The 19125-nt window shown below is 46.9% G+C and carries 17 protein-coding genes; 11 read left to right on the top strand and 6 right to left on the bottom strand.

Annotated features, from left to right (window positions below):
- The first annotated feature begins 46 nt into the window (after window positions 1-46).
- From OL444_RS27910 to OL444_RS27930, 5 genes are all read left to right on the top strand, one after another.
- Window positions 47-601 (top strand): hypothetical protein, encoded by a 555-nt coding sequence (locus OL444_RS27910; protein ID WP_264727891.1) that lies wholly within the window; start codon window positions 47-49, stop codon window positions 599-601.
- A gap of 68 nt (window positions 602-669) precedes the next feature.
- Window positions 670-1218 (top strand): hypothetical protein, encoded by a 549-nt coding sequence (locus tag OL444_RS27915; RefSeq protein WP_264727889.1) that lies wholly within the window; start codon window positions 670-672, stop codon window positions 1216-1218.
- 491 nt (window positions 1219-1709) lie between these two features.
- Window positions 1710-2021, top strand: coding sequence for a B3 domain-containing protein (locus OL444_RS27920; RefSeq protein WP_264727887.1), 312 nt, complete (start codon window positions 1710-1712; stop codon window positions 2019-2021).
- Between the two features lie 158 nt (window positions 2022-2179).
- Window positions 2180-3139 carry a 2-hydroxyacid dehydrogenase gene (locus tag OL444_RS27925; protein WP_264727884.1) on the top strand — a complete coding sequence of 320 codons (960 nt, stop codon included), beginning with the start codon at window positions 2180-2182 and terminating at the stop codon, window positions 3137-3139.
- A 59-nt stretch (window positions 3140-3198) separates the two neighbouring features.
- Complete coding sequence (locus OL444_RS27930; RefSeq protein ID WP_264727882.1) at window positions 3199-4461, top strand: acetyl-CoA C-acetyltransferase; 1263 nt, start codon at window positions 3199-3201, stop codon at window positions 4459-4461.
- Between the two features lie 59 nt (window positions 4462-4520).
- Here OL444_RS27930 and OL444_RS27935 read toward each other — a convergent pair whose 3' ends face one another.
- From OL444_RS27935 to OL444_RS27950, 4 genes are all read right to left on the bottom strand, one after another.
- On the bottom strand, window positions 4521-5663 hold the full coding sequence (locus OL444_RS27935; protein ID WP_264727879.1) for a TlpA disulfide reductase family protein: 1143 nt from the start codon (window positions 5661-5663) through the stop codon (window positions 4521-4523).
- Between the two features lie 136 nt (window positions 5664-5799).
- Window positions 5800-6213 (bottom strand): DUF6463 family protein, encoded by a 414-nt coding sequence (locus OL444_RS27940; protein ID WP_264727877.1) that lies wholly within the window; start codon window positions 6211-6213, stop codon window positions 5800-5802.
- A 72-nt stretch (window positions 6214-6285) separates the two neighbouring features.
- Window positions 6286-7020 (bottom strand): helix-turn-helix transcriptional regulator, encoded by a 735-nt coding sequence (locus OL444_RS27945; RefSeq protein WP_264727875.1) that lies wholly within the window; start codon window positions 7018-7020, stop codon window positions 6286-6288.
- A gap of 58 nt (window positions 7021-7078) precedes the next feature.
- A complete protein-coding gene (locus OL444_RS27950; RefSeq protein ID WP_264727873.1) occupies window positions 7079-7951 on the bottom strand; it encodes an ATP-grasp domain-containing protein in 873 nt (290 codons plus the stop codon).
- 336 nt (window positions 7952-8287) lie between these two features.
- On the opposite strand from OL444_RS27950, the gene OL444_RS27955 reads away from it, so the two are divergent.
- From OL444_RS27955 to OL444_RS27965, 3 genes are read left to right on the top strand one after another with little or no spacing between them, the layout of a single operon-like run.
- Window positions 8288-11338: a SusC/RagA family TonB-linked outer membrane protein gene (locus OL444_RS27955; protein ID WP_264727871.1), complete on the top strand. Its 3051-nt coding sequence runs from the start codon at window positions 8288-8290 to the stop codon at window positions 11336-11338.
- A gap of 19 nt (window positions 11339-11357) precedes the next feature.
- Window positions 11358-12704: a RagB/SusD family nutrient uptake outer membrane protein gene (locus OL444_RS27960; RefSeq protein WP_264727869.1), complete on the top strand. Its 1347-nt coding sequence runs from the start codon at window positions 11358-11360 to the stop codon at window positions 12702-12704.
- 23 nt (window positions 12705-12727) lie between these two features.
- Window positions 12728-15283: a M14 metallopeptidase family protein gene (locus OL444_RS27965; protein WP_264727867.1), complete on the top strand. Its 2556-nt coding sequence runs from the start codon at window positions 12728-12730 to the stop codon at window positions 15281-15283.
- Between the two features lie 38 nt (window positions 15284-15321).
- Here OL444_RS27965 and OL444_RS27970 read toward each other — a convergent pair whose 3' ends face one another.
- The gene (locus OL444_RS27970) at window positions 15322-15573 is read right to left on the bottom strand and encodes a hypothetical protein (protein ID WP_264727865.1); all 252 of its coding nucleotides are present in this window, start codon (window positions 15571-15573) and stop codon (window positions 15322-15324) included.
- A 187-nt stretch (window positions 15574-15760) separates the two neighbouring features.
- On the opposite strand from OL444_RS27970, the gene OL444_RS27975 reads away from it, so the two are divergent.
- The 3 genes from OL444_RS27975 to OL444_RS27985 all read left to right on the top strand — a co-directional run bounded on the left by OL444_RS27975 (window position 15761) and on the right by OL444_RS27985 (window position 18199).
- Window positions 15761-16156, top strand: a complete 396-nt coding sequence (locus OL444_RS27975; RefSeq protein WP_264727863.1) for a response regulator — start codon at window positions 15761-15763, stop codon at window positions 16154-16156.
- 46 nt (window positions 16157-16202) lie between these two features.
- Window positions 16203-17774 (top strand): PAS domain S-box protein, encoded by a 1572-nt coding sequence (locus OL444_RS27980; RefSeq protein ID WP_264727861.1) that lies wholly within the window; start codon window positions 16203-16205, stop codon window positions 17772-17774.
- 167 nt (window positions 17775-17941) lie between these two features.
- Window positions 17942-18199 (top strand): hypothetical protein, encoded by a 258-nt coding sequence (locus OL444_RS27985; RefSeq protein WP_264727859.1) that lies wholly within the window; start codon window positions 17942-17944, stop codon window positions 18197-18199.
- A 62-nt stretch (window positions 18200-18261) separates the two neighbouring features.
- Here OL444_RS27985 and OL444_RS27990 read toward each other — a convergent pair whose 3' ends face one another.
- Window positions 18262-18819 carry a DUF1543 domain-containing protein gene (locus OL444_RS27990; RefSeq protein WP_264727857.1) on the bottom strand — a complete coding sequence of 186 codons (558 nt, stop codon included), beginning with the start codon at window positions 18817-18819 and terminating at the stop codon, window positions 18262-18264.
- Window positions 18820-19125 lie beyond the last annotated feature (306 nt).

Raw genomic sequence — 19125 nt, forward strand, 5'->3', positions numbered from 1 at the left:
TAAAAGACTCTTTTTCGTTCTCGTACTTTTAAGTCCTTTTATCAGTATGGCTCAGGATAGGCTGATAGCAGTAACAAAGGAAAAATGTAACTACGATACTAAATATACAGGCGAAAAGATTATTCTTCGGTTAAAGTCTGATACCAGTGACGTAAAATCGTCCGTTGACTACTGGTTAGACGAATTTATTAATCTGCCGGATTCGACTAAGCTCGGATTCATCGGGAAATTACTGGCATTTGAGCATGATACCTCCCTGTGCTGCATGAAGGTTGTGAATAGCAGTTTTAATGGTATTGAAGGATGTGGCGGGAAACCCCGGGGAGTAACACGCTACCCTATTCAGGTGGATGCTTTATATATTATTAATCGTATCTGTTGGCCACGATGGATGGAGTTATATAGTTGTTCTCCTGTTTTGTACGACAACAAACTAGATAAATCTATTAACGACAATCCTGCGAAGATTAAAATCGTATACAAGCAGTATAAGGAATGGTACAATGAATGTCGCAAAAAAGGGGAAATTGGATTTTATTTCCCTTTTAACAAGGGTAGATATGGCTGGTATAATGGAAGAGTGAGTGGCGTTCCAAAGTAATATCTTCAAATCATACTTCATCCGGTTCTTCTCATGGGAGAATCGGATGAGGTAAATCCCCACATTATATGCGCAGCTATCTACGCCTTCTGTTTCTTTCACTCCTCCTGCATTCCTGCGCCCACACAGAAAAGCCCCGCGCGTACTATATTGAAAAAGTACAGCAACTGGAAAGGCTCAATATTGCTCTTTTCAATGATATTTTTATAGAAGCCCGCTTCATCAGAAATGACACGTTTATCGCTTACTCTTTTATAAAAGAGTTGAATGGAGAAGATTTCTATTTACCTAATTTTTCACTGTATACTAATACATTAATGAGTAGTCCGAAAATGTTAGATGCATTTAAGTATGGACAACACTTTGGGCATTCAACATTGGAAGAAGCGCTGCATTACTCAAAAGGCTATGCAGACAGCATAATATCAACATTTGTAAAAATGAACGTATGGAGTGTATTAGGACGCAACCCTGGAATGTTGATATTTTATCTAAATGATAAAACCTATTTAATCTACGCTCCTGATAAAACCAAAATAACCAATGAGTATTGGATAGAAAAAATGCCACAATTCGATCGTATCAAATCAGGTTGGTATTTCGGAAAGGATGAATAAAGTACCTCATGCTATGCAACGAACAACCATCGTCTCTAAATCTATCTCAAAAAAAAACTCGTGGAATATTATAAAAAAACTATCGATGGCAACCCGGGTTGAGATCCGTTCCCCATCAACCGTATAAAAAACGACTTCTTTAAACATAGTCGTCTGGGCGGGCGCGTTACCTATTCTTACAAAACGCTTCCAGGTTATTCTATTGATATCCGGTTTATATTTGAACGCTTTATGCGTATGGGTAATTGAAACCAATGTATGTTTGTGTATGGTTAATAGCTTACTGATACGACGATGGATAAGATGATTAGCCAGCTTTCCTGAAAAAACAACCAGTAGAATAAAAAACAACAAGAATATACAAAAAATGATGAAAACCATTTGATCGTTTAAGGATGTAAAAATATAAAGCTATCACCGGATTAATTGAAATAAAAAAGCGACTCCCGTTAAAGATGAGTAAAAAGACAGACAGGAAAAAACTAGTATTTATGTTCACCTTATTTGTAATAGGTTGGGGAACCGTGCTTTTTTTGATAAACCAAAACGCCGAAAGAAAGAAGGCCATAAACCTGGCGCTCATCAATAGTAAAGATGGCTATGGTAAAGGAATTATTATGAAGAAACGGTCTTATAAAGGTCATAGTATAACCGTAAAATACAAGATTGGAAATGACATGTATCAATATGAAGGTGGATGGGATCACAATCCGGACAACTTACAGGAAGGAGATTCAATTCGATTTAGATATGCTGTCGATACACCAGCAATCATAATAACAGAATTGGAAGACGGCTACTAATGCTTCCATAAAACGATCACCCAAAAGACGATGCAGGCATCCTTCGGTAATGCTGCAAACAAGTTACCTTCACCACATACTGCTTACCTATCTAACTGCCTGACCACAAGCGATTTTGTGGTACCTTTACCCCTTACGAACATCCAAAAAAATTTCATATGCGGGTATTTACAACCAGGCGCATCCCGGAAGAAGGGCTGACACTATTGCAACGTGCAGGGATTACCGTTACCCAGTGGACAGAAAGGCGGAATCTTACGGATGAAGAGCTGGTAGCACATTGCCAGGAAAATGATGCATTGTTGTTTGCCGGCGGGAAGCGGATAGAACGGGCTTTCCTGGAGCAATGCCGCCACTTGAAAGTGATTGCATTATTATCCGTCGGTTATGATAACATAGATGTACAGGCTGCCGCAGACCTGGGTATACCGGTAACCAATACACCGGATGTCCTCAGTGATGCCACAGCAGATATTGCTTTTTTGTTAATGCTGGCGGTATCCCGCAAAGTGTTTTACATGCATAAACGCATTATAAACGGAGAATGGAAATTTTCAGATCCCACTGCCAACCTGGGGATATCCTTAGAGGGAAAAACACTGGGGATCTGGGGATTGGGCAAGATAGGTTATGTGATGGCCAAACGTTGCCGCGATGCCTACGGCATGAAAATTATCTACAACAACAGAAGCCGCAATGAGGCCGCTGAAAAAGAGCTGGGCGCCATCCCGGTATCCTTCGACGAGCTGCTGACACAAAGTGATGTCATCAGCATTCATACCGCCCTTACACCCGACACCAAAGGCAGGTTTGACAAAGCTGCTTTTGACAGGATGAAGTCTTCCGCTATATTCATCAATGCAGCAAGAGGTGGTATTCATAATGAAACCGACCTGATTGCCGCCCTGGAAAACGGCAGCATCTGGGGAGCAGGATTGGATGTTACCAATCCTGAACCGATGCAACCCGGCAACCCTTTGCTGGATATGCCTACCGTGGCTGTGTTGCCGCATATCGGTTCCGCTACCGTGGAAACCAGGAATGCCATGTCAACGATAGCTGCACAGAATATTATTGCCGCGCTGCAAGGAAAAAAGCTACCTAATCAGGTGAACTAATAAGGATACTGAAAGCGTGCAAACCACTTTATCAGTAACTTTAGATAAATCCTCTTGGTATGAAAAAGGTGGCTATCATTGGCGGACAACGCATCCCTTTTGTAAAATCCTTCACACACTATAATCGGATATCCAATCAGGAAATGCTGACGGCCTGCCTGCAGGCGTTGACGGAACGTTATCAGCTGGCCGGTAAACGGGTGGGAGATGTAGCCCTGGGGGCATTGCTGAACCGGTCTACAGAATGGAACTTTGCCCGGGAATGTGTATTGGGAACCAACCTGGACCCACATACGCCGGCCTATAATGTGCAACGGGCCTGTGGCACCAGCCTGGATACCACGATTCAATTAAGCCTCCGTATTGCAGCCGGACAAATAGATACCGGCATCGCTGGTGGTAGCGATACCAATAGTGATCTGCCCTTGTTGTTATCACAACAACTTTCCTGGAAACTCACAGCCTTGCGTGCGGCGAAGTCTTTCGGTGAACGACTGAAAATACTGGCTTCTATCCGCCTGAAAGAGCTGGCGCCTGTGTATCCTGCAGTAGTAGAACCCCGTACCGGGTTATCAATGGGGCAGCATACTGAACGGATGGTAAAGGAATGGGGTATTCACCGCGAGGAACAGGATGCATTGGCCTGGCAAAGCCATCTGAATGCCACTAAGGCCTGGGATACCGGTTTTTATGATGACCTGGTATTTCCGTATAAAGGGGTTACCAAAGATACCATTGTGCGCAGTGATACCTCCGCCGAAAAACTGGCGAAGCTGAAACCGGCTTTCGATTTTAGCGGCCAGGGTACCCTGACGGCGGGCAACAGCACCATTTATACCGATGGCGCAGCAGCCATGCTGCTGGCCTCAGAAGAATATGCCCAGCAACAAAAATGGCCGGTGATGGCGCATTTTGTGGATGCAGAATCGGCTGCCGTAGATTATGTGCATGGGGAGGGATTGCTGATGGCACCTACCTATGCGGTGGCGCGCTTATTGAAACGCCAGCATCTCCGCCTGCAGGATTTCGATATCTATGAAATCCATGAAGCTTTTTGCGGCCAGGTACTCTGTACCCTGAAAGCGTGGGAAGATCCGGTGTATTGTAAAAAGCTGGGCTATGATGCGCCATTGGGCAGTATAGATCGTAGTAAACTGAATACCCGGGGTGGCAGTGTGGCCATAGGGCATCCGTTTTGTGCCACCGGCGCCCGGATTGTGGCACAAACAGCCAAATTGTTGCAGGAACGGGGCAGCGGAAGAGCACTGATTTCCATTTGTACCGCCGGCGGAATGGGCGTAGTTGCTATTTTACAACGATAATCGATATACATAAAAAAGCGCTCCCGCTGAGGCGGGGGCGCTTTTCATTGATGTAAATATTATTTACCCAATACTTTTTCCAGCTCCTGCTCCAGTGCTTCTCCACGCAGGTTTACTGCGATGATGCGGCCATTGGGATCCAGCAGGAAATTCTGTGGAATGGAAGAGATCAGGTATAATTTAGCGATATCGCTCTTCCACCATTTCAGGTCACTCACATGGTGCCAGGTCAGGGCATCTTTTTCAATAGCCGCAGTCCACTTGTTATGGTCGCCTTCGCGATCCAGTGATACACCCAGGATGTCGAAGTTCTTGTCTTTGAACCGTTGGAAAGCTTTTACCACATTAGGGTTCTCTGCACGGCACGGACCACACCAGCTTGCCCAGAAGTCCAGCAACAGGTATTTACCCCGCAGGTCAGACAGTTTCAGTTGCGTACCGGTAGGCGTTGTACAGGTAAAATCAGGAGCAATCTGCTGCAGTGATACGGTAGCAGAAGCTTTCAGCAGCGCAGCCATTTTCTGCCCGGGTGCAGAAGTACGCAAAGCAGCGGGAAATTTGTCAAATACCTGCTGCGCGGCAGGTACATCCAGTACCCGGCGACCTTGCATCACACTGAAAGTAATCAGGCTGACATAGTAATCAGGATGCGCAGCAATGTAGTTTTCGCGGATTTTTTTGTCTTCGGCAAACAGCTCTTTAAAGGCTTTGTTACGCACATAATAACCGGTGGTGTCGAAGTTCTTTTGTTCCATACTCCGCATATTCAACTCGCGCATGGAGTCAATACTTTTTGTAACGGTAGCGAGGGAAGCGGTGAGTTCATCCAGCTGTGCAGTAAACCGGGAACCTTTTACAACAGCGCCTTTCAGCAGGTTGGTGGTGTCTTCCCGGTTAACGGTAACGGTAATACGATCTCCGGGAGACAGATACAGTTCGCGGGAGCCGTTGCGATACCGGGCGCCGTTTTTTACCGACAGGCGTAATACGGCCAATACCGTATCTTCCTGTGCACGCGTGATTTTAAAAGTGCCGCGTTGTATCTGTGCGGAATCAAGCAAGGTACCGGTACCGGATTTAGACAGATAAATATACTGTTGGTCAAGGGAAGCAGGTACTTTTCCCTGAATAGTTACCTGTTGCTGTGCCCATGCACTGCAGGATGCTGCCAATATAAAGCAGCTGAAAAAAAATCTTTTCATGGTTGGTTGGTTGGTTGGCTGATGATTGGATTCAGTTAGAAAAGTATTAAAATGTTGGCCTTTTTTTATCAAAAGAATGACAAACGGTAAATAAAACTTTTCGGCCCGGCAGCAGCTGAAACCTGGAAACACCGCATCAGGAAAGGGTTCCATGCACTGCCGATGTATCGCATTGTCGGCTCGGAAAGATCAGGAGTAACGCTGCGGGTATAAAAAGATAAAAGCCGGATACCGGTTCCATCACGCAGCCGCAAACAGTGATCAATAGCTGGTAATAGCCGAACCGACGGGGTATGGGAGTAGGCACTGTTTGCAGATAATGCTGGATAAAACTGCCGGTCAGTAACATAAACAGGCCCGCCATCTGAAACCAGAAAAAACCAAAAAAAGCGGGCGTTGCTTCCGCTGTATTAAATATGCCGGCAGCCACGATGGCCAGAGTAACTGTGGGGTCGATGATAAAGCCAACCAGCAGGTGTAGCATGGATACACCCATCATGTAATAACCGATATACTTCCGGAAAGCAGGTTTCGTTGTGATTGTTTTCATGTTATGCAGGTATGTTTGGTAACACAAAATTATCCGGTAAGGATATCTGCTGTTTGGAAAAACACGACAAAATCACAAACGGGTTGGTGCTACACCGGCATATTTCTTTATCTCATTACTCAAATGCGCATGATCATAGTAACCACTCTCCAGGGCAATGTCCAGCAAAGACCGGTGAGGATAGGCGGTACTGATCAGTTGTGCCGCATATTGATACCGGATGATACTGATCAATTCCTTGGGACTTAATCCTGCGTAGGTACGAAAGCCCCGTTCCAGTTGCCGTACGGTCATATAATGCAGGGCTGCCAGTTGCTGTACCGTCATATTGCCCTTATGCTGCCGGATCGTATCCATCAGGGGCAATAAGGAATGAGCAGGCGTTGTAAAGCGGTTTGCCAGCAAACGATTACAGGCTGCAGGCAGCTCACCGGCCATGACAGCCATACCGGGCATCGCTGCTGCATCAAAATCGACAAACCGGTTGGTGGTGATATGCAGCGAATCATATGCATAGAAATAAGGGAATGCAGCCGGCTTAAACCGAATACCCTGCAAGTGCATCCCGGCAGGTAGTTCTGCAAAAACGGCCCGGGTAATGGTACCTCCCAGATAGGTTTTCCCGTTTTCCAGCCATACGCCGGCAGCTGGAATATAAAAACGTTCTCCCAGATTAATGAGGAGGTCTACACATCCGTCTGGTATAATTTTCTCCATCTTATCTCCACTGTTATCGCTGGTAGCTTCCCAGTAGGCATCGATGTATGGCAATAATTTAGGGCAGGGCAGGTATTCTCTGATATCCATAACGATATAGCAGTTGCAGACAAAGATACACCTGTTGCGCTTTATTTATTCCTGTCAGCTATACCGATGTGGAAAATACCGGCGGTTGCTGCTTCGCAGCTTCCTCTACCAGATAATCTGCCAGCGGTGCAAAGGAAGCAATGGGTGTGGCGGTGTTGAAGGTAATATCTGTATGTATGCCCAGGTACAATACCTTACCATCCCGTTCATCATTCAGCCAGGTTACACTGCCCACGTCGATGCTGCTATGCTGCAAAATATAGGCGGCTTCGGCTATCACGGCCTGTGGCGGCGTAAAAAACACGGCTGTGCGGGAGGTATCTGTAACGGCTATACGAAAGGCATACCAAAACTTACCACCCAACATAACGACGCGGTTTACATAACCATCTGTGGTGGGAATAAATTCCTGCACGATGGCTGTATGATCCGGTCCTAATGTTACGCTGCCTGCGGCAATAGCTTCCTGTAAGGCGGCGGCGGAATCAAAAGGAATAGCTCCGCCTATGCTGTTGCCGGCAGCGTGCTTAATCACTACCGGAAAACGTAAGGTGCCCGCGGCGGCAGTCAGCTGCGACAGCTGATTCACGACCACAGATGCCGGGTAGTCCAGACCCAGTGATTCCAGCAGAATCAATTGCAATGCCCGGGAAGCCGCATAGGTAAAAGCTTTATATCCGTTGATAACCCGGATACCGTTTACTTCCAGGTGTGCCAGATAGTTTAATGTATAAGAGATGCCGGAGCGGTATGCCTGTTCAAAGGTAGCAGCCGGTGTACTGTTAAAAAAAAGTTCGTAGGGAGCGGGGGGCACGGCAATGTTAAACCGGTGCACAACCGGGTTAATGGGTATATGCACGATACCTCTCCTGTCCAACTCCTGAAAGAGTGGCCGGAACCAATCGGGGTGTTCATGATATATAGCAAACATGTGAAGCGCAATTAGTCTACTAGTTAAGTAGAGTATAAAGATAAGATTAAAATCTTCAACCGGAATCATCTTTCTTTTTCAAAAGCATAACATACCGATGAAATATAATATCAGTAAAGGATGCAGCCGATTACAGCGATGGCACTAACGCAAAAAACCACAGAAATATTTTTTTTCTGTCAGATATAAAAGACAATATTATATATTTGTCTACCATTTTAGTAGACTAATTAAACCAATAAATCGCTCCTGTTCCCACCATTTCAGGAAACCTGACAAATCACAGCACTGATGACCGGTAAATCCGGTATGCATGTATTCACAAAAAAAACACAAATGAAAAACGTTACTTCATTTGCTGTACTGCTATGCCTGGCAGTATACGGCAATACCCTGCGCGCCCAGCAACGGGATTTTATTATTACAGGAAAAGTCACAGGCAAAGACAACAACGAACCAGCCATAGGTGCGACCATTACCATCAAAGGAAAAGCTACCGGTGTAACTGCCGGCACAGACGGCAGCTACCGGCTGAAACTGACACCAGCAGATTCCATCATCGTCATCTCCCATATCGGTAGTCATTCCCGTGAATTAAAAATCACACGGGCAGGCACCTACGATATAGCCTTAACACAAAATGACCGGCAGATATCAGAAATTGTAGTAACCGGTTACAGTACGCAGAATAAAAGATTCATTGCCGGCGCCATTTCGACCGTCAGTGGCGAATCCATCAAAAACATACCCGCAGCGGGTTTTAATCAGCTGCTGCAGGGTAAGACAACCGGCATACAGGTAAGCGGTAACTCCGGTGTACCCGGTGGCGGTGTATTCATCCGGGTACGTGGTACCAACTCCGTGAATGCCGGCAACGATCCCTTATACATTGTAGATGGTGTATTTATCAGCAGCAGTAACCTGATTAGTACCGGCATGGGACGACAGGCTGCTTCCAATCCACTCGCCGATCTGAATCCGGCTGATATTGAAAACATCCAGATCCTGAAAGATGCCAATGCTACTGCTATATATGGCTCATTGGGCGCCAACGGCGTTATACTCGTTACTACCAAACGGGGTAAACTCAACACCAGATCAAAAGTAGCTGTAAACGTTTCTCACGGCTGGGCCGATGCACCTAAAAAATTCCAGGTAACCACTGGTCCTGAAACTGGGCTGCTAACAAATGAATATACGCTCAATACGGCTATTGATAACAAACAGGACCCCGCCACGGTGACACTCCCTTTTCCCAGATACGATACGCTCCCTACGTACGACCGTATCCGTGATGTGTTCAGAACAGCGGCCAACTCCAACTATGAGGTATCCGTAGCGGGTGGTACTGCAAAAAACAGTTACTATATCGGCTTCGGTTACCTGAAACAGGAATCGGTGGTGAAACCTTCCGGCTTTCAACGCTACAGCGGCCGGTTTAATTTCGACACCCATATCACTGACAGGCTGAAAGCCGGTACCAGTACCAGCATAGCCCGCGCCTACCGCAATGTAAGCAGCAACGATAACAACCCGATAGGCGTGATCAATTCAGCCTTGTTTCCCCGCTCCTACCTGCGTATCTATAACCCCGATGGCACCTATGCCAAATACGGCAATTTCGATAACCACATCGCCCTGATCAATAACCTCGACAACAACGCGGTTACCTGGCGGGTGATCACCAATCTCTATGCAGAATATGCCATCCTGCCGCAGTTAAAATTACGTTCCAGCTGGAGCCTCGATTACAACGACCTCTCGGAAAATAATTACAGCAATACCCTCATCAGCGATGGCACGCCCAACGGATCAGCGTATGCCGGTGTATCTAAAAATATCGCCTATCAGAATGAACAGGTACTCACTTACATCCAGTCGTTTGGTGCCGGAGAAAAACACACCATCAACGCATTGATCGGAAACACCATTAAAAAAGATAACTACCAGCGCAGCAGTGCTTCCGGTACTGGCTTTGCCACCAACTCCCTGAAAGATATTTCAGTAGCGGCTATACAAACCGGTTCTTCCCAACAGTCAGCGGCCCTGCTGCTCTCCTTCTTTGGAAAAGCCAGCTATACCTTTGACAATAAATACACCATCGATGGAAGTCTGCGTGCAGACGGCTCTTCCCGGTTTGGCGTCAATCACCGCTGGGGTTATTTTCCTTCCGGCGGTTTCACCTGGCAGCTCGGGCAGGAACCATTCATTCAGCAACTCCATCTGTTTGATCAGCTGAAAGTACGCGCCAGTGTAGGTTTATCAGGTAATCAAAGTGGCATCGACAACTACGGTTCCCTGGGCCTGTGGTCCTCAGGTAGCAACTACCTGCAGCAACCCGGCACAGCGCCTTCCCAACTGGCCAATCCGGACCTCACCTGGGAAACTACCCGGCAGACAGACATCGGTGTAGAATTTTCAGTTTTACACAACCGGCTGAATATAGCATTCGACTATTACAACAAATATACCTACGACCTGTTGCTGAATGTACCCGTACCTACCCGCTCCGGCTATACGTCCTACCTGCAGAACTATGGCGCCATGAGCAACAAAGGGCTGGAACTCTCCATCAACTCCGTTAACATCTCCGGAAAAAATTTCCGTTGGACAACAGACTTTAATATCTCTGCCAACAAAAACCGGATTGAAAAACTGGCTTCTGATATTCCGGCCGGCTCCCGCAATATCGTACTGTTAAAAGAAGGACAATCGCTCTACTCTTTCTGGTTATTCAAACAACAATATGTAGATCCGCAAACCGGAAATGCCGTGTATGAAGATTTGAATAACGACAAGCGTATCACCCTCGACGACCGGCAGATCATCGGCAGCGCATGGCCGGATTTCACCGGAGGACTGACCAACAATTTTTCCTACAAAGGTTTTGATCTCAGCTTCCTGATTTATTTCCAGCAGGGCAACAAAATCATGAACATGAATGATTTTTTCCTGGTACATGGCGGTACACAACGTAATATCGGTTTCATTCCCCGTCAGCTGGAAAGATGGCAGCATCCCGGCGACATCACGGATATTCCGCGGATGACATCCTACTCCGGTAACATTGATCAGAATAACAGTCCAGCCAATAACTACGGCGGTAATGTACAAAACCTGAGCAGCCGTTATCTGCAGGATGGTTCCTTTATCCGGCTGAGAAATATTTCACTGGGGTACACCATTCCTACGGCAGTTACTGCCCGCTGGGGTATCAGCTCCCTCCGCGCATATGTACAGGCCAGCAACCTGTTTACCATTACCGGTTATCGCGGCCTCGATCCGGAAGTAAGCTCCCAGAGCGCCGATCAGAACACGCCGGGCTTCGACTGGGCTACCGTACCACAGCCCCGTACTGTGCAGGTAGGCCTGAATGTATCTTTTTAACCACTAAAGTCATCCGAACATGAAACCATTATATGCTTTCCATTTAATACTGATCACCACTGCGGGTTTATTGACGGCCTGCAGCAAACAACTGGACCTGAAGCCCAACAATGCCATCTCCGGCACAGAAGCCATTATCGACGCCGGCACCGCCAGAGCGGCAGTATACGGCGCCTATGATGCCGTACAGGACTATCAACGTTCCAACTATCCGGTACTCGGATTTCTGACCGGCGACAACGTAGATTTCAATGGTACCCTGAGCCAGTACCTGCAGGCAGATCAGGTAGCCATTACCTCAGAGAACCCGATTATATCAGAGGCTTACCGGGATATTTACAAAGCCATCAACAGCGCGAATAATATCATTGCAGCAGTACCCGGCGTACAGGATCCTCAGCTCGCTCAGGCAGAAAAAAATCAGATATTGGGAGATGCCTACTTTATCCGCGCTCTGGGCTATTTTGACCTGGGAAGAGGTTGGAGCGGCGTACAGCTACAGCTGAAACCGACCACCGATCTGCAAAGCCTGAAAGGCATCAAAAGAAGTACGTTGAACCAAACATACGATCAGGTACTGGCAGATCTCATCACGGCAGAACAACTGCTCCCCGATAACAATGTACGCAACCGCGCCGGTAAAAATACAGTACGTGCCCTGAGAGCCCGGCTGCACCTTTATCGCGAGCAATGGACAGAAGCAGCTACCTATGCTTCCCTGCTGATCGGCAACAAAAATTATGAACTGGTAAAACCTTATCAGTCCTTTTCTACTGCGCCTTTCCTCAGCAAGGAATCTATATTGGAACTCACCTTTTCTTCCAGTGATGCCAACAATAATTACAGCGACTGGTATCCCAGTTCATTAGGCGGATCCTTTACCCTGCGGCCTTCCGCCAGCTTTGTGACAAAGGTGAATGATCCTGCTATCGGCGGCGCCCGGAAGTCGTTGGTGGCCACCACCACAATTGCCGGCAATACCGTTACCTATGGTAACCTGTACAACCGCGACAAAGACCGCGATGACCCGGTCTATATCATCCGGATAGCAGAACTGTACCTGATCAGAGCAGAAGCCCGCGCACACCTCAACCAAATCCCGGAAGCCAGAGAAGATCTCAACGCTGTGCGGGAACGCGCAGACCTCTCTCCTGTTACCATCACCGGTCGCGACGCCTTATTGCTCGCCATCGAAAATGAAAACAGTATCGAATTTGCCTTTGAAGGACACCGCTGGTTCGATCTGGTACGTACTAAAAGAGCAGGTACCGTACTGGGTGTAACCGATACCCGCAAATGGGTATTCCCGATTCCTTTTGCTGATGAAAAATCAGATCCCGATGTACAACAGAATGAAGGCTACTAACCTATTACGATAAAAAAAAGGATATGCATAAGCAACTTAGTACATTATTTTTACTGGCATTGCTGCTAACTACCTTCAACGGCTATACGCAGCAGGCCTATTACTTTCCGGATGCTGTCACCTTTGATCCGAAAGTCCCTACACCGGAACAATTCCTGGGTTATCCGATCGGTTCCCACTATACCCGCCATGATCAACTGGTAGCCTATTTCCGGGAACTGGCCAAAACATCCGACAGGGTACACCTCCAGGAAATCGGCAAAACATATGAAGAGCGGCCGCAGCTCATCGCTACCCTCACTGCTCCCGAAAACTATAAAAACATCGCCCAGATCAGACAGGAACATCTCCGGCAAAGAGATCCGTCTCAACCCGCCCTTTCAGGCCAGGCGCCTGTAGTCGTGTGGCTGGGTTATAGCGTACATGGCAATGAAACTTCCAGTGGTGAAGCAGCACTGCTCACAGCTTATTTTCTGGCAGCGAATCAGGATACCGCCACTACCCGTTTCCTGCGGGAAGCCGTTATCCTGATTGATCCGGCACTCAATCCCGATGGCCGCGACCGCGCTGCCAACTGGCACAATTCGTATAAATCATTTCCACCGGTAGCAGATCCCGAAGACCGGGAACACAATGAACAATGGCCCGCCGGCAGAACCAACCACTTCTTTACAGACCTCAACCGCGACTGGCTTGCTGCCACTCAGACAGAAAGCCGCCACCGGCTCGATTTCTTTCATCAATGGTACCCGAATGTACACATCGATTTTCATGAGATGGGTACCAACAGTACCTATTACTTTGAGCCATCACCTGCTGGTCGTCAAAGTCCGATTCTACCACAGGCTTCCTACGACGGCAATGCAGTACTGGCCAAATACCACGCAGCAGCGCTGGATAAAATAGGTTCCCTGTATTTTACCAAAGAAGCTTTTGATAACCTCTCACCCATATACGGTTCTACCTATCCCGACTTCTACGGGGCTGTAGGCGTTACCTTCGAACAGGGCAGTTCCCGCGGACTGGTACAGGAAAGCAGCAATGGCCTGCTCACCTTTCCTTTCACCATCCGCAACCATGTTACGAATGGTATTGCTACGGTAAGAGGAGCAGTAGCCGAAAAAAACTATCTGTTCAAACTGCAGAAAGAATTTTTCCGGTCTGCCGTAGAACAAGGCAGCCGCCATGCTGCCAAAGCGTATGTATTCGGCGACAGCCGGGATGTGACCCTTACTCAAAAACTACTGGCATTGGTGTTAACACATCACATCAAAGTGTTTAACCTCAACGGTGACCTCACCCTCAACGGCAAAAAGTTTGAACAGGGCAAAGCCTATATCATCCCTGCCGCACAACCGGATTTCCGTATCATTCATTCGCTGTTTGAAGCCACAGCACCACTGACCGACAGCGCCTTCTATGATAATACTTCCTGGTCGGTGGCACATGCCTACGGCCTGCAGTTTGCCGCCATTAAAAATGCCGGATTCAGTTTGGGTACACCAGTAACAGCGGCTACACCGGTAAAAGGTACTGTTACAGCTACTGCCACCACGTATGCCTATTTGCTGGACTGGTCGGACTACAATGCCTCCAAAGCCTTGTATTACCTGCTGGAAAAAGGCGTACACGTAAAAACAGCATTTAAACCATTTACTGCCACTACGCCTGGTGGCCGGCAAAATTTTTCCTATGGCTCCTTAGTCATTCCGGTGGCGGCGCAGACTGTCAGCCCGGATACCCTCTATGCCATTGTACAACGGGCTGCCACACAGGCACAGGTATCCATTACCACTACCGCTACCGGCTATAGTTTGCAAGGGATTGACCTGGGTAGCAATAATATTGTCGGGGTAGAAAAACCAACCGTCGCATTACTGACCGGCAATGGTATCAGCGTAGGAGAATCCGGCCAGGTATGGTTTCTGCTGAATCAGCAATTACAGCTGCCGGTTACTAAGCTGGATGTCAACAGCGTAGGCAAAATTCGGCTGGAGCGTTACAACACCCTCATTCTGGTGAATGGCAATTACAGCTCACTCAGCAAAGCGGCTGTCAGCAGCATTAAAAACTGGGTACAGGCAGGTGGTAATCTGATCACCTTCAAAAATGCAGCGGAATGGGCTATACAGGAAAACCTGTTACCGGAGCAGGTTTTTACAGATACGACCCGGAAAAAAGAAGAAACGGTGCGGTTAGACTTTGCCACACGGGAAGAAACGGAAGCGGCTAAACGAATTAATGGCGGCATCTTTACAGCGGATATTGACATCACACATCCGCTGGCATTCGGCTTAAACGACCGTCGTATTTTCTTCACTAAAACAGGCAATACTATCCTGCGGCCCAGCCGGAATAAATATGCCACGGTAGCGCAATACCTGCCCGCTTCCTATGTGAGCGGATATGTATCCAAACAAAACATCGCGCAAATCAGTAACAGTGCTGCCATTATAACCGGCAGTACCGGCGATGGTACAGTCACCCTTTTTGCAGAAGATCCTACTTACCGGCATTACTGGCATGGCACCGACCGATTGCTGTTGAATGCCATTTTCTTTGGGAAGTACATCCAATAAATCTGTTACAGGCAGGCGCCTTATCCGGAACAGCGGTATCACGCATGTCCGGATAAGGCGTTTATGCTTTGGGAGCTGCTGTAAATCAGGTCTGGCGCTACTCCGCCACCACCGCTGCCATAAATTTCCAGCCGGGAGCTGCGCAATGCGGCTGCAGGCACCGACAAATGCCGACCGGCTATTGCACCTATCCGTACAAAACGGGGGCGGGGAGCTTCCCGGATGAGACGATTGCCGGTCAATGCCTGTATCAGCGGGACAACCGGTTGTCCCCACAGATAATCCGGCACCACATCATAATTATGTTACAACCCAATATAGCCATTATGCAAGGCAGTAGTGCACCGTCCTGGCAGCACCATTCATAATAACCACATGATAATGACCGTTTATTGGGATCTTTATCCTAACTTTAGTAATAACTCCCTGCTGCTTACCAGCATATCTACCATATGTAAAAACCTAATTTACTAAACAATGAGGAAGAACACATTCACCTGCTTACTGATAGATGACGATTTGGACGATCAGGAAATGCTGATGCTCATATTGAAGGAAATCCGCCAGGATATTACCTGTATTACGGCGGGTGATGGTCAGGAAGCATTGGATATGCTTTATAAAGAGTATACTTTTTTACCTGACATGATATTCCTGGATCTCAACATGCCGCGCATGGATGGGAAAGAATGCCTGCATGAAATCCGGAAAATTGAACGATTGTTATCAGTACCTGTAATGATTTATTCTACCTCCACCGATCTGAGAGATATGAACGATACCCGGAATCATGGAGCAAACGGCTATATTGTCAAACAGCCCAATGTTCATGACCTGAAAAAGAAACTGGAAGACATTCTGCTGGTCTGCTGATCAGTACACCTATCTCCTATACCCTCAAAAAAACGAACCGCGCAAGATGGAACCGCATACACGTCATGAATTACAGCCGGCAGCAACTAACAGATGGGAACAGGAATCATTGTACAAACAGGTATTGGACTCGCTCCCTGCAGCTATCTATACCTGCAACACCACCGGTCATATTACCATCTTCAACGAAGCCGCCACCTTGCTGTGGGGTCGGACACCCGTTATCGGCGTAGATATGTGGTGCGGCTCCTGGAAGATATTCTATCCTGATGGCAACCCGATGCCGCTTCATTTATGCCCTATGGCTGTTGCACTTAAAGAACAAAGAGCTGTTACCGGGGAGGAAATCATCATCGAAAAACCCGATGGTACCAGAAGACATATCCTGCCTAACCCACAGCCTATTTTTGATAAAAATGGCCAGTTCCAGGGAGCCATCAATATGCTGGTAGATATTACCACTCAGAAAGCAGACAAGGAAAAAGCGGAACTGCTGGCGGCCATTGTGGAATCATCCGGCGATGCCATCGTCAGTAAAACACTGGATGGTATTATTGTGAGCTGGAATAAGGCAGCGGAAAAAATGTTTGGTTATAGTGCAGCAGAAATGATCGGCCAATCCATTCTCCGGCTGATGCCACCGGATAAACTGGAAGAAGAGCAGCAGATTATTGCTCATTTAAAAAAAGGCATCCGGGTAGAACATTTCGAAACCCAGCGGCTCAATAAAAAGCAGGAACTGATAGAAGTATCTCTCACTATCTCCCCTGTCATCAATAGTCAGGGTAAAATCATAGGCGCCTCCAAAATAGCCCGCGATATCACCGATGCCAAACAGGCGGCATTACAGTTGCGGGAAACAGAAGAGGCCTTCCGGGGAATGCTGGAAAAAACCGTGCAGGAAAGAACCCGGGAATTGACCCGCCTTAATGCAGAACTGGAAAAGTCCAATCAGGAGCTGGAACAATTTGCCTATATCGCCAGCCACGACCTGCAGGAACCGCTCCGCAAAATACAAACCTTCTCCGGCCTGATCCTGCAAAAACCACAGGACCCCGCCAATATTGAAAAATATTTTCCCAAAATCAATGCGTCAGCGGAAAAAATGTCTCAGCTGATCTATGACCTGTTGAATTATTCCCGCCTGTCGGCGCATGATATTCCATTTGAACCCATTCATCTGGAAACCGTGATGAATAATGTACTGACAGAGTTTGACCTACTGATAGAACAGAAAAAAGCACGTATCACCTGCGATCCGCTGCCGGTTATACCCGGTATTTCTCTTCAGTTACACCAGCTGTTCCGGAACCTGATCGGCAACGCCCTGAAATTTGTGGAAAAAGACCCTGCTATACATATCTCCGTCACTAACGACAACGACTATACGCATATTTCCATTCAGGACAATGGTATCGGATTTGAACAAAAATATGCAGACCAGGTATTTAATATCTTCAAAAGATTAAACACGCATGATAAATATAGCGGAACGGGTATCGGCCTTGCCGTATGTAAAAAGATAACGGAAAATCATCATGGGAAAATAACCGCACTCAGCGAACCCGGACAAGGCGCCGTTTTTAATATCTGTCTGCCCTTATATATGCGTCAATAACCACACTGGTGCAGGACTTACGCGGTCATGTGCATAACTGCCCCGGTTTGTGCAACGATGTCGCAGCACGTGTTTCTTATCTCATTGTTAATTAACAATTATCCCGCTGGCGCAGTCTTTGTTTTGCCTATATTGTCATTAAATCACTGCGTGCTAAATCTTAACTTATGGAAAAGCAAACACTGGCTCCCTATGCAGTTGGTACTGCACTGGAATCTGATATGCCAATAACAAAAGCGGGGAATATATACACTTATACTGCCCTGTTTACAGATGGTCCTGAAGATGAAGAAGAGGAGGAGGAGGAGGAAGATGAGGATGATTTTGACCTGGATGAACCAGATGAGGATGATTTCACAGATGAAGATGAAGAAGAAGAAGAAGTAACAGACGAAGACAAGGCAGGCGGCGACGATGCTTATTGATCTCCGGCAAAAGCCTGTACAATGTTAGCGGGAACGCGTGATCACGCGTTCCCGCTAACATGTTATATTTTACTTAATGGGAAATAACCCAGTTGCAAAGCATCTTCTTCCGCTGCTGTTACCGGCGTCAGCTGCAACCGGTATTTTTCTTTCCAGTGTGCGGGCAAAATATCCGTTACCGGAAACACATCATCCACATCCACTCCATACTTATCATCTACATGTGCAGGTGCACTATCCATTGAGGTATGTTTGAAGAATGTTGTTTGTTTAGCCTGCTGTATCGCTTCACTGATATCTTTATTTACACTGATGATCTTATAATGAAATTCTTCCATTTCACCGGGCTTATAACCACCCAGGTTAAGAAAATATAACTGTTCTGCCTGTGCAACAACGGTTTCCTTCGCCACTACTTCCACCCGGTAATTACCTACCGTATTCACTTCCCGCCAGCCATCTATATGTATTTTTTCTGCTGCTTCCGGCCAAAAAGCCTGAATATCCGGAATAAGGTCCCGCAGCTGTGCTGCAATGCCAAAAAATACATCATGCTGCTCTGTATTCCGCCCCGCTGGTTTACAACCCAGCAATAGCATAAATAGTTTTAACTGTGCCATTTAACCTGTATTAATTTGCCGGAAAGATACAGTATTTTGAAGTGATGGAGTATGGACGGATAGCGGGTTAACAGCAGCTCGCCAGGGGTACAGGCACTATAAAATCATTGTTCACTGTTGTAAATACATACATTCCTGTATATGCGGCAACAAGTTAAAAAATTTTGCGACGGTTCTGTAAAAATGAGAAAGGAAGCTTATAAAAGGAGAAAAAAACATTAAATAAAAAGCCTCCCGGACGAAACAGGAGGCTTTATTGCATACACGCGTTATGTTTGTTGATATAGGAAAAAACTGCGCAAATTA

Origin of the sequence: Chitinophaga nivalis (assembly GCF_025989125.1) — a bacterium.
Classification (GTDB): domain Bacteria; phylum Bacteroidota; class Bacteroidia; order Chitinophagales; family Chitinophagaceae; genus Chitinophaga; species Chitinophaga nivalis.

Coding starts and splice junctions, on each gene's coding strand:
- OL444_RS27965 (WP_264727867.1), top strand. CDS start 12,728: ATGCATAAGCAACTTAGTACATTATTTTTACTGGCATTGCTGCTAACT.
- OL444_RS27980 (WP_264727861.1), top strand. CDS start 16,203: ATGGAACCGCATACACGTCATGAATTACAGCCGGCAGCAACTAACAGA.
- OL444_RS27915 (WP_264727889.1), top strand. CDS start 670: ATGCGCAGCTATCTACGCCTTCTGTTTCTTTCACTCCTCCTGCATTCC.
- OL444_RS27990 (WP_264727857.1), bottom strand. CDS start 18,819: ATGGCACAGTTAAAACTATTTATGCTATTGCTGGGTTGTAAACCAGCG.
- OL444_RS27955 (WP_264727871.1), top strand. CDS start 8,288: ATGAAAAACGTTACTTCATTTGCTGTACTGCTATGCCTGGCAGTATAC.
- OL444_RS27950 (WP_264727873.1), bottom strand. CDS start 7,951: ATGTTTGCTATATATCATGAACACCCCGATTGGTTCCGGCCACTCTTT.
- OL444_RS27935 (WP_264727879.1), bottom strand. CDS start 5,663: ATGAAAAGATTTTTTTTCAGCTGCTTTATATTGGCAGCATCCTGCAGT.
- OL444_RS27985 (WP_264727859.1), top strand. CDS start 17,942: ATGGAAAAGCAAACACTGGCTCCCTATGCAGTTGGTACTGCACTGGAA.
- OL444_RS27925 (WP_264727884.1), top strand. CDS start 2,180: ATGCGGGTATTTACAACCAGGCGCATCCCGGAAGAAGGGCTGACACTA.
- OL444_RS27930 (WP_264727882.1), top strand. CDS start 3,199: ATGAAAAAGGTGGCTATCATTGGCGGACAACGCATCCCTTTTGTAAAA.
- OL444_RS27920 (WP_264727887.1), top strand. CDS start 1,710: ATGTTCACCTTATTTGTAATAGGTTGGGGAACCGTGCTTTTTTTGATA.
- OL444_RS27945 (WP_264727875.1), bottom strand. CDS start 7,020: ATGGATATCAGAGAATACCTGCCCTGCCCTAAATTATTGCCATACATC.
- OL444_RS27975 (WP_264727863.1), top strand. CDS start 15,761: ATGAGGAAGAACACATTCACCTGCTTACTGATAGATGACGATTTGGAC.
- OL444_RS27910 (WP_264727891.1), top strand. CDS start 47: ATGGCTCAGGATAGGCTGATAGCAGTAACAAAGGAAAAATGTAACTAC.
- OL444_RS27940 (WP_264727877.1), bottom strand. CDS start 6,213: ATGAAAACAATCACAACGAAACCTGCTTTCCGGAAGTATATCGGTTAT.
- OL444_RS27960 (WP_264727869.1), top strand. CDS start 11,358: ATGAAACCATTATATGCTTTCCATTTAATACTGATCACCACTGCGGGT.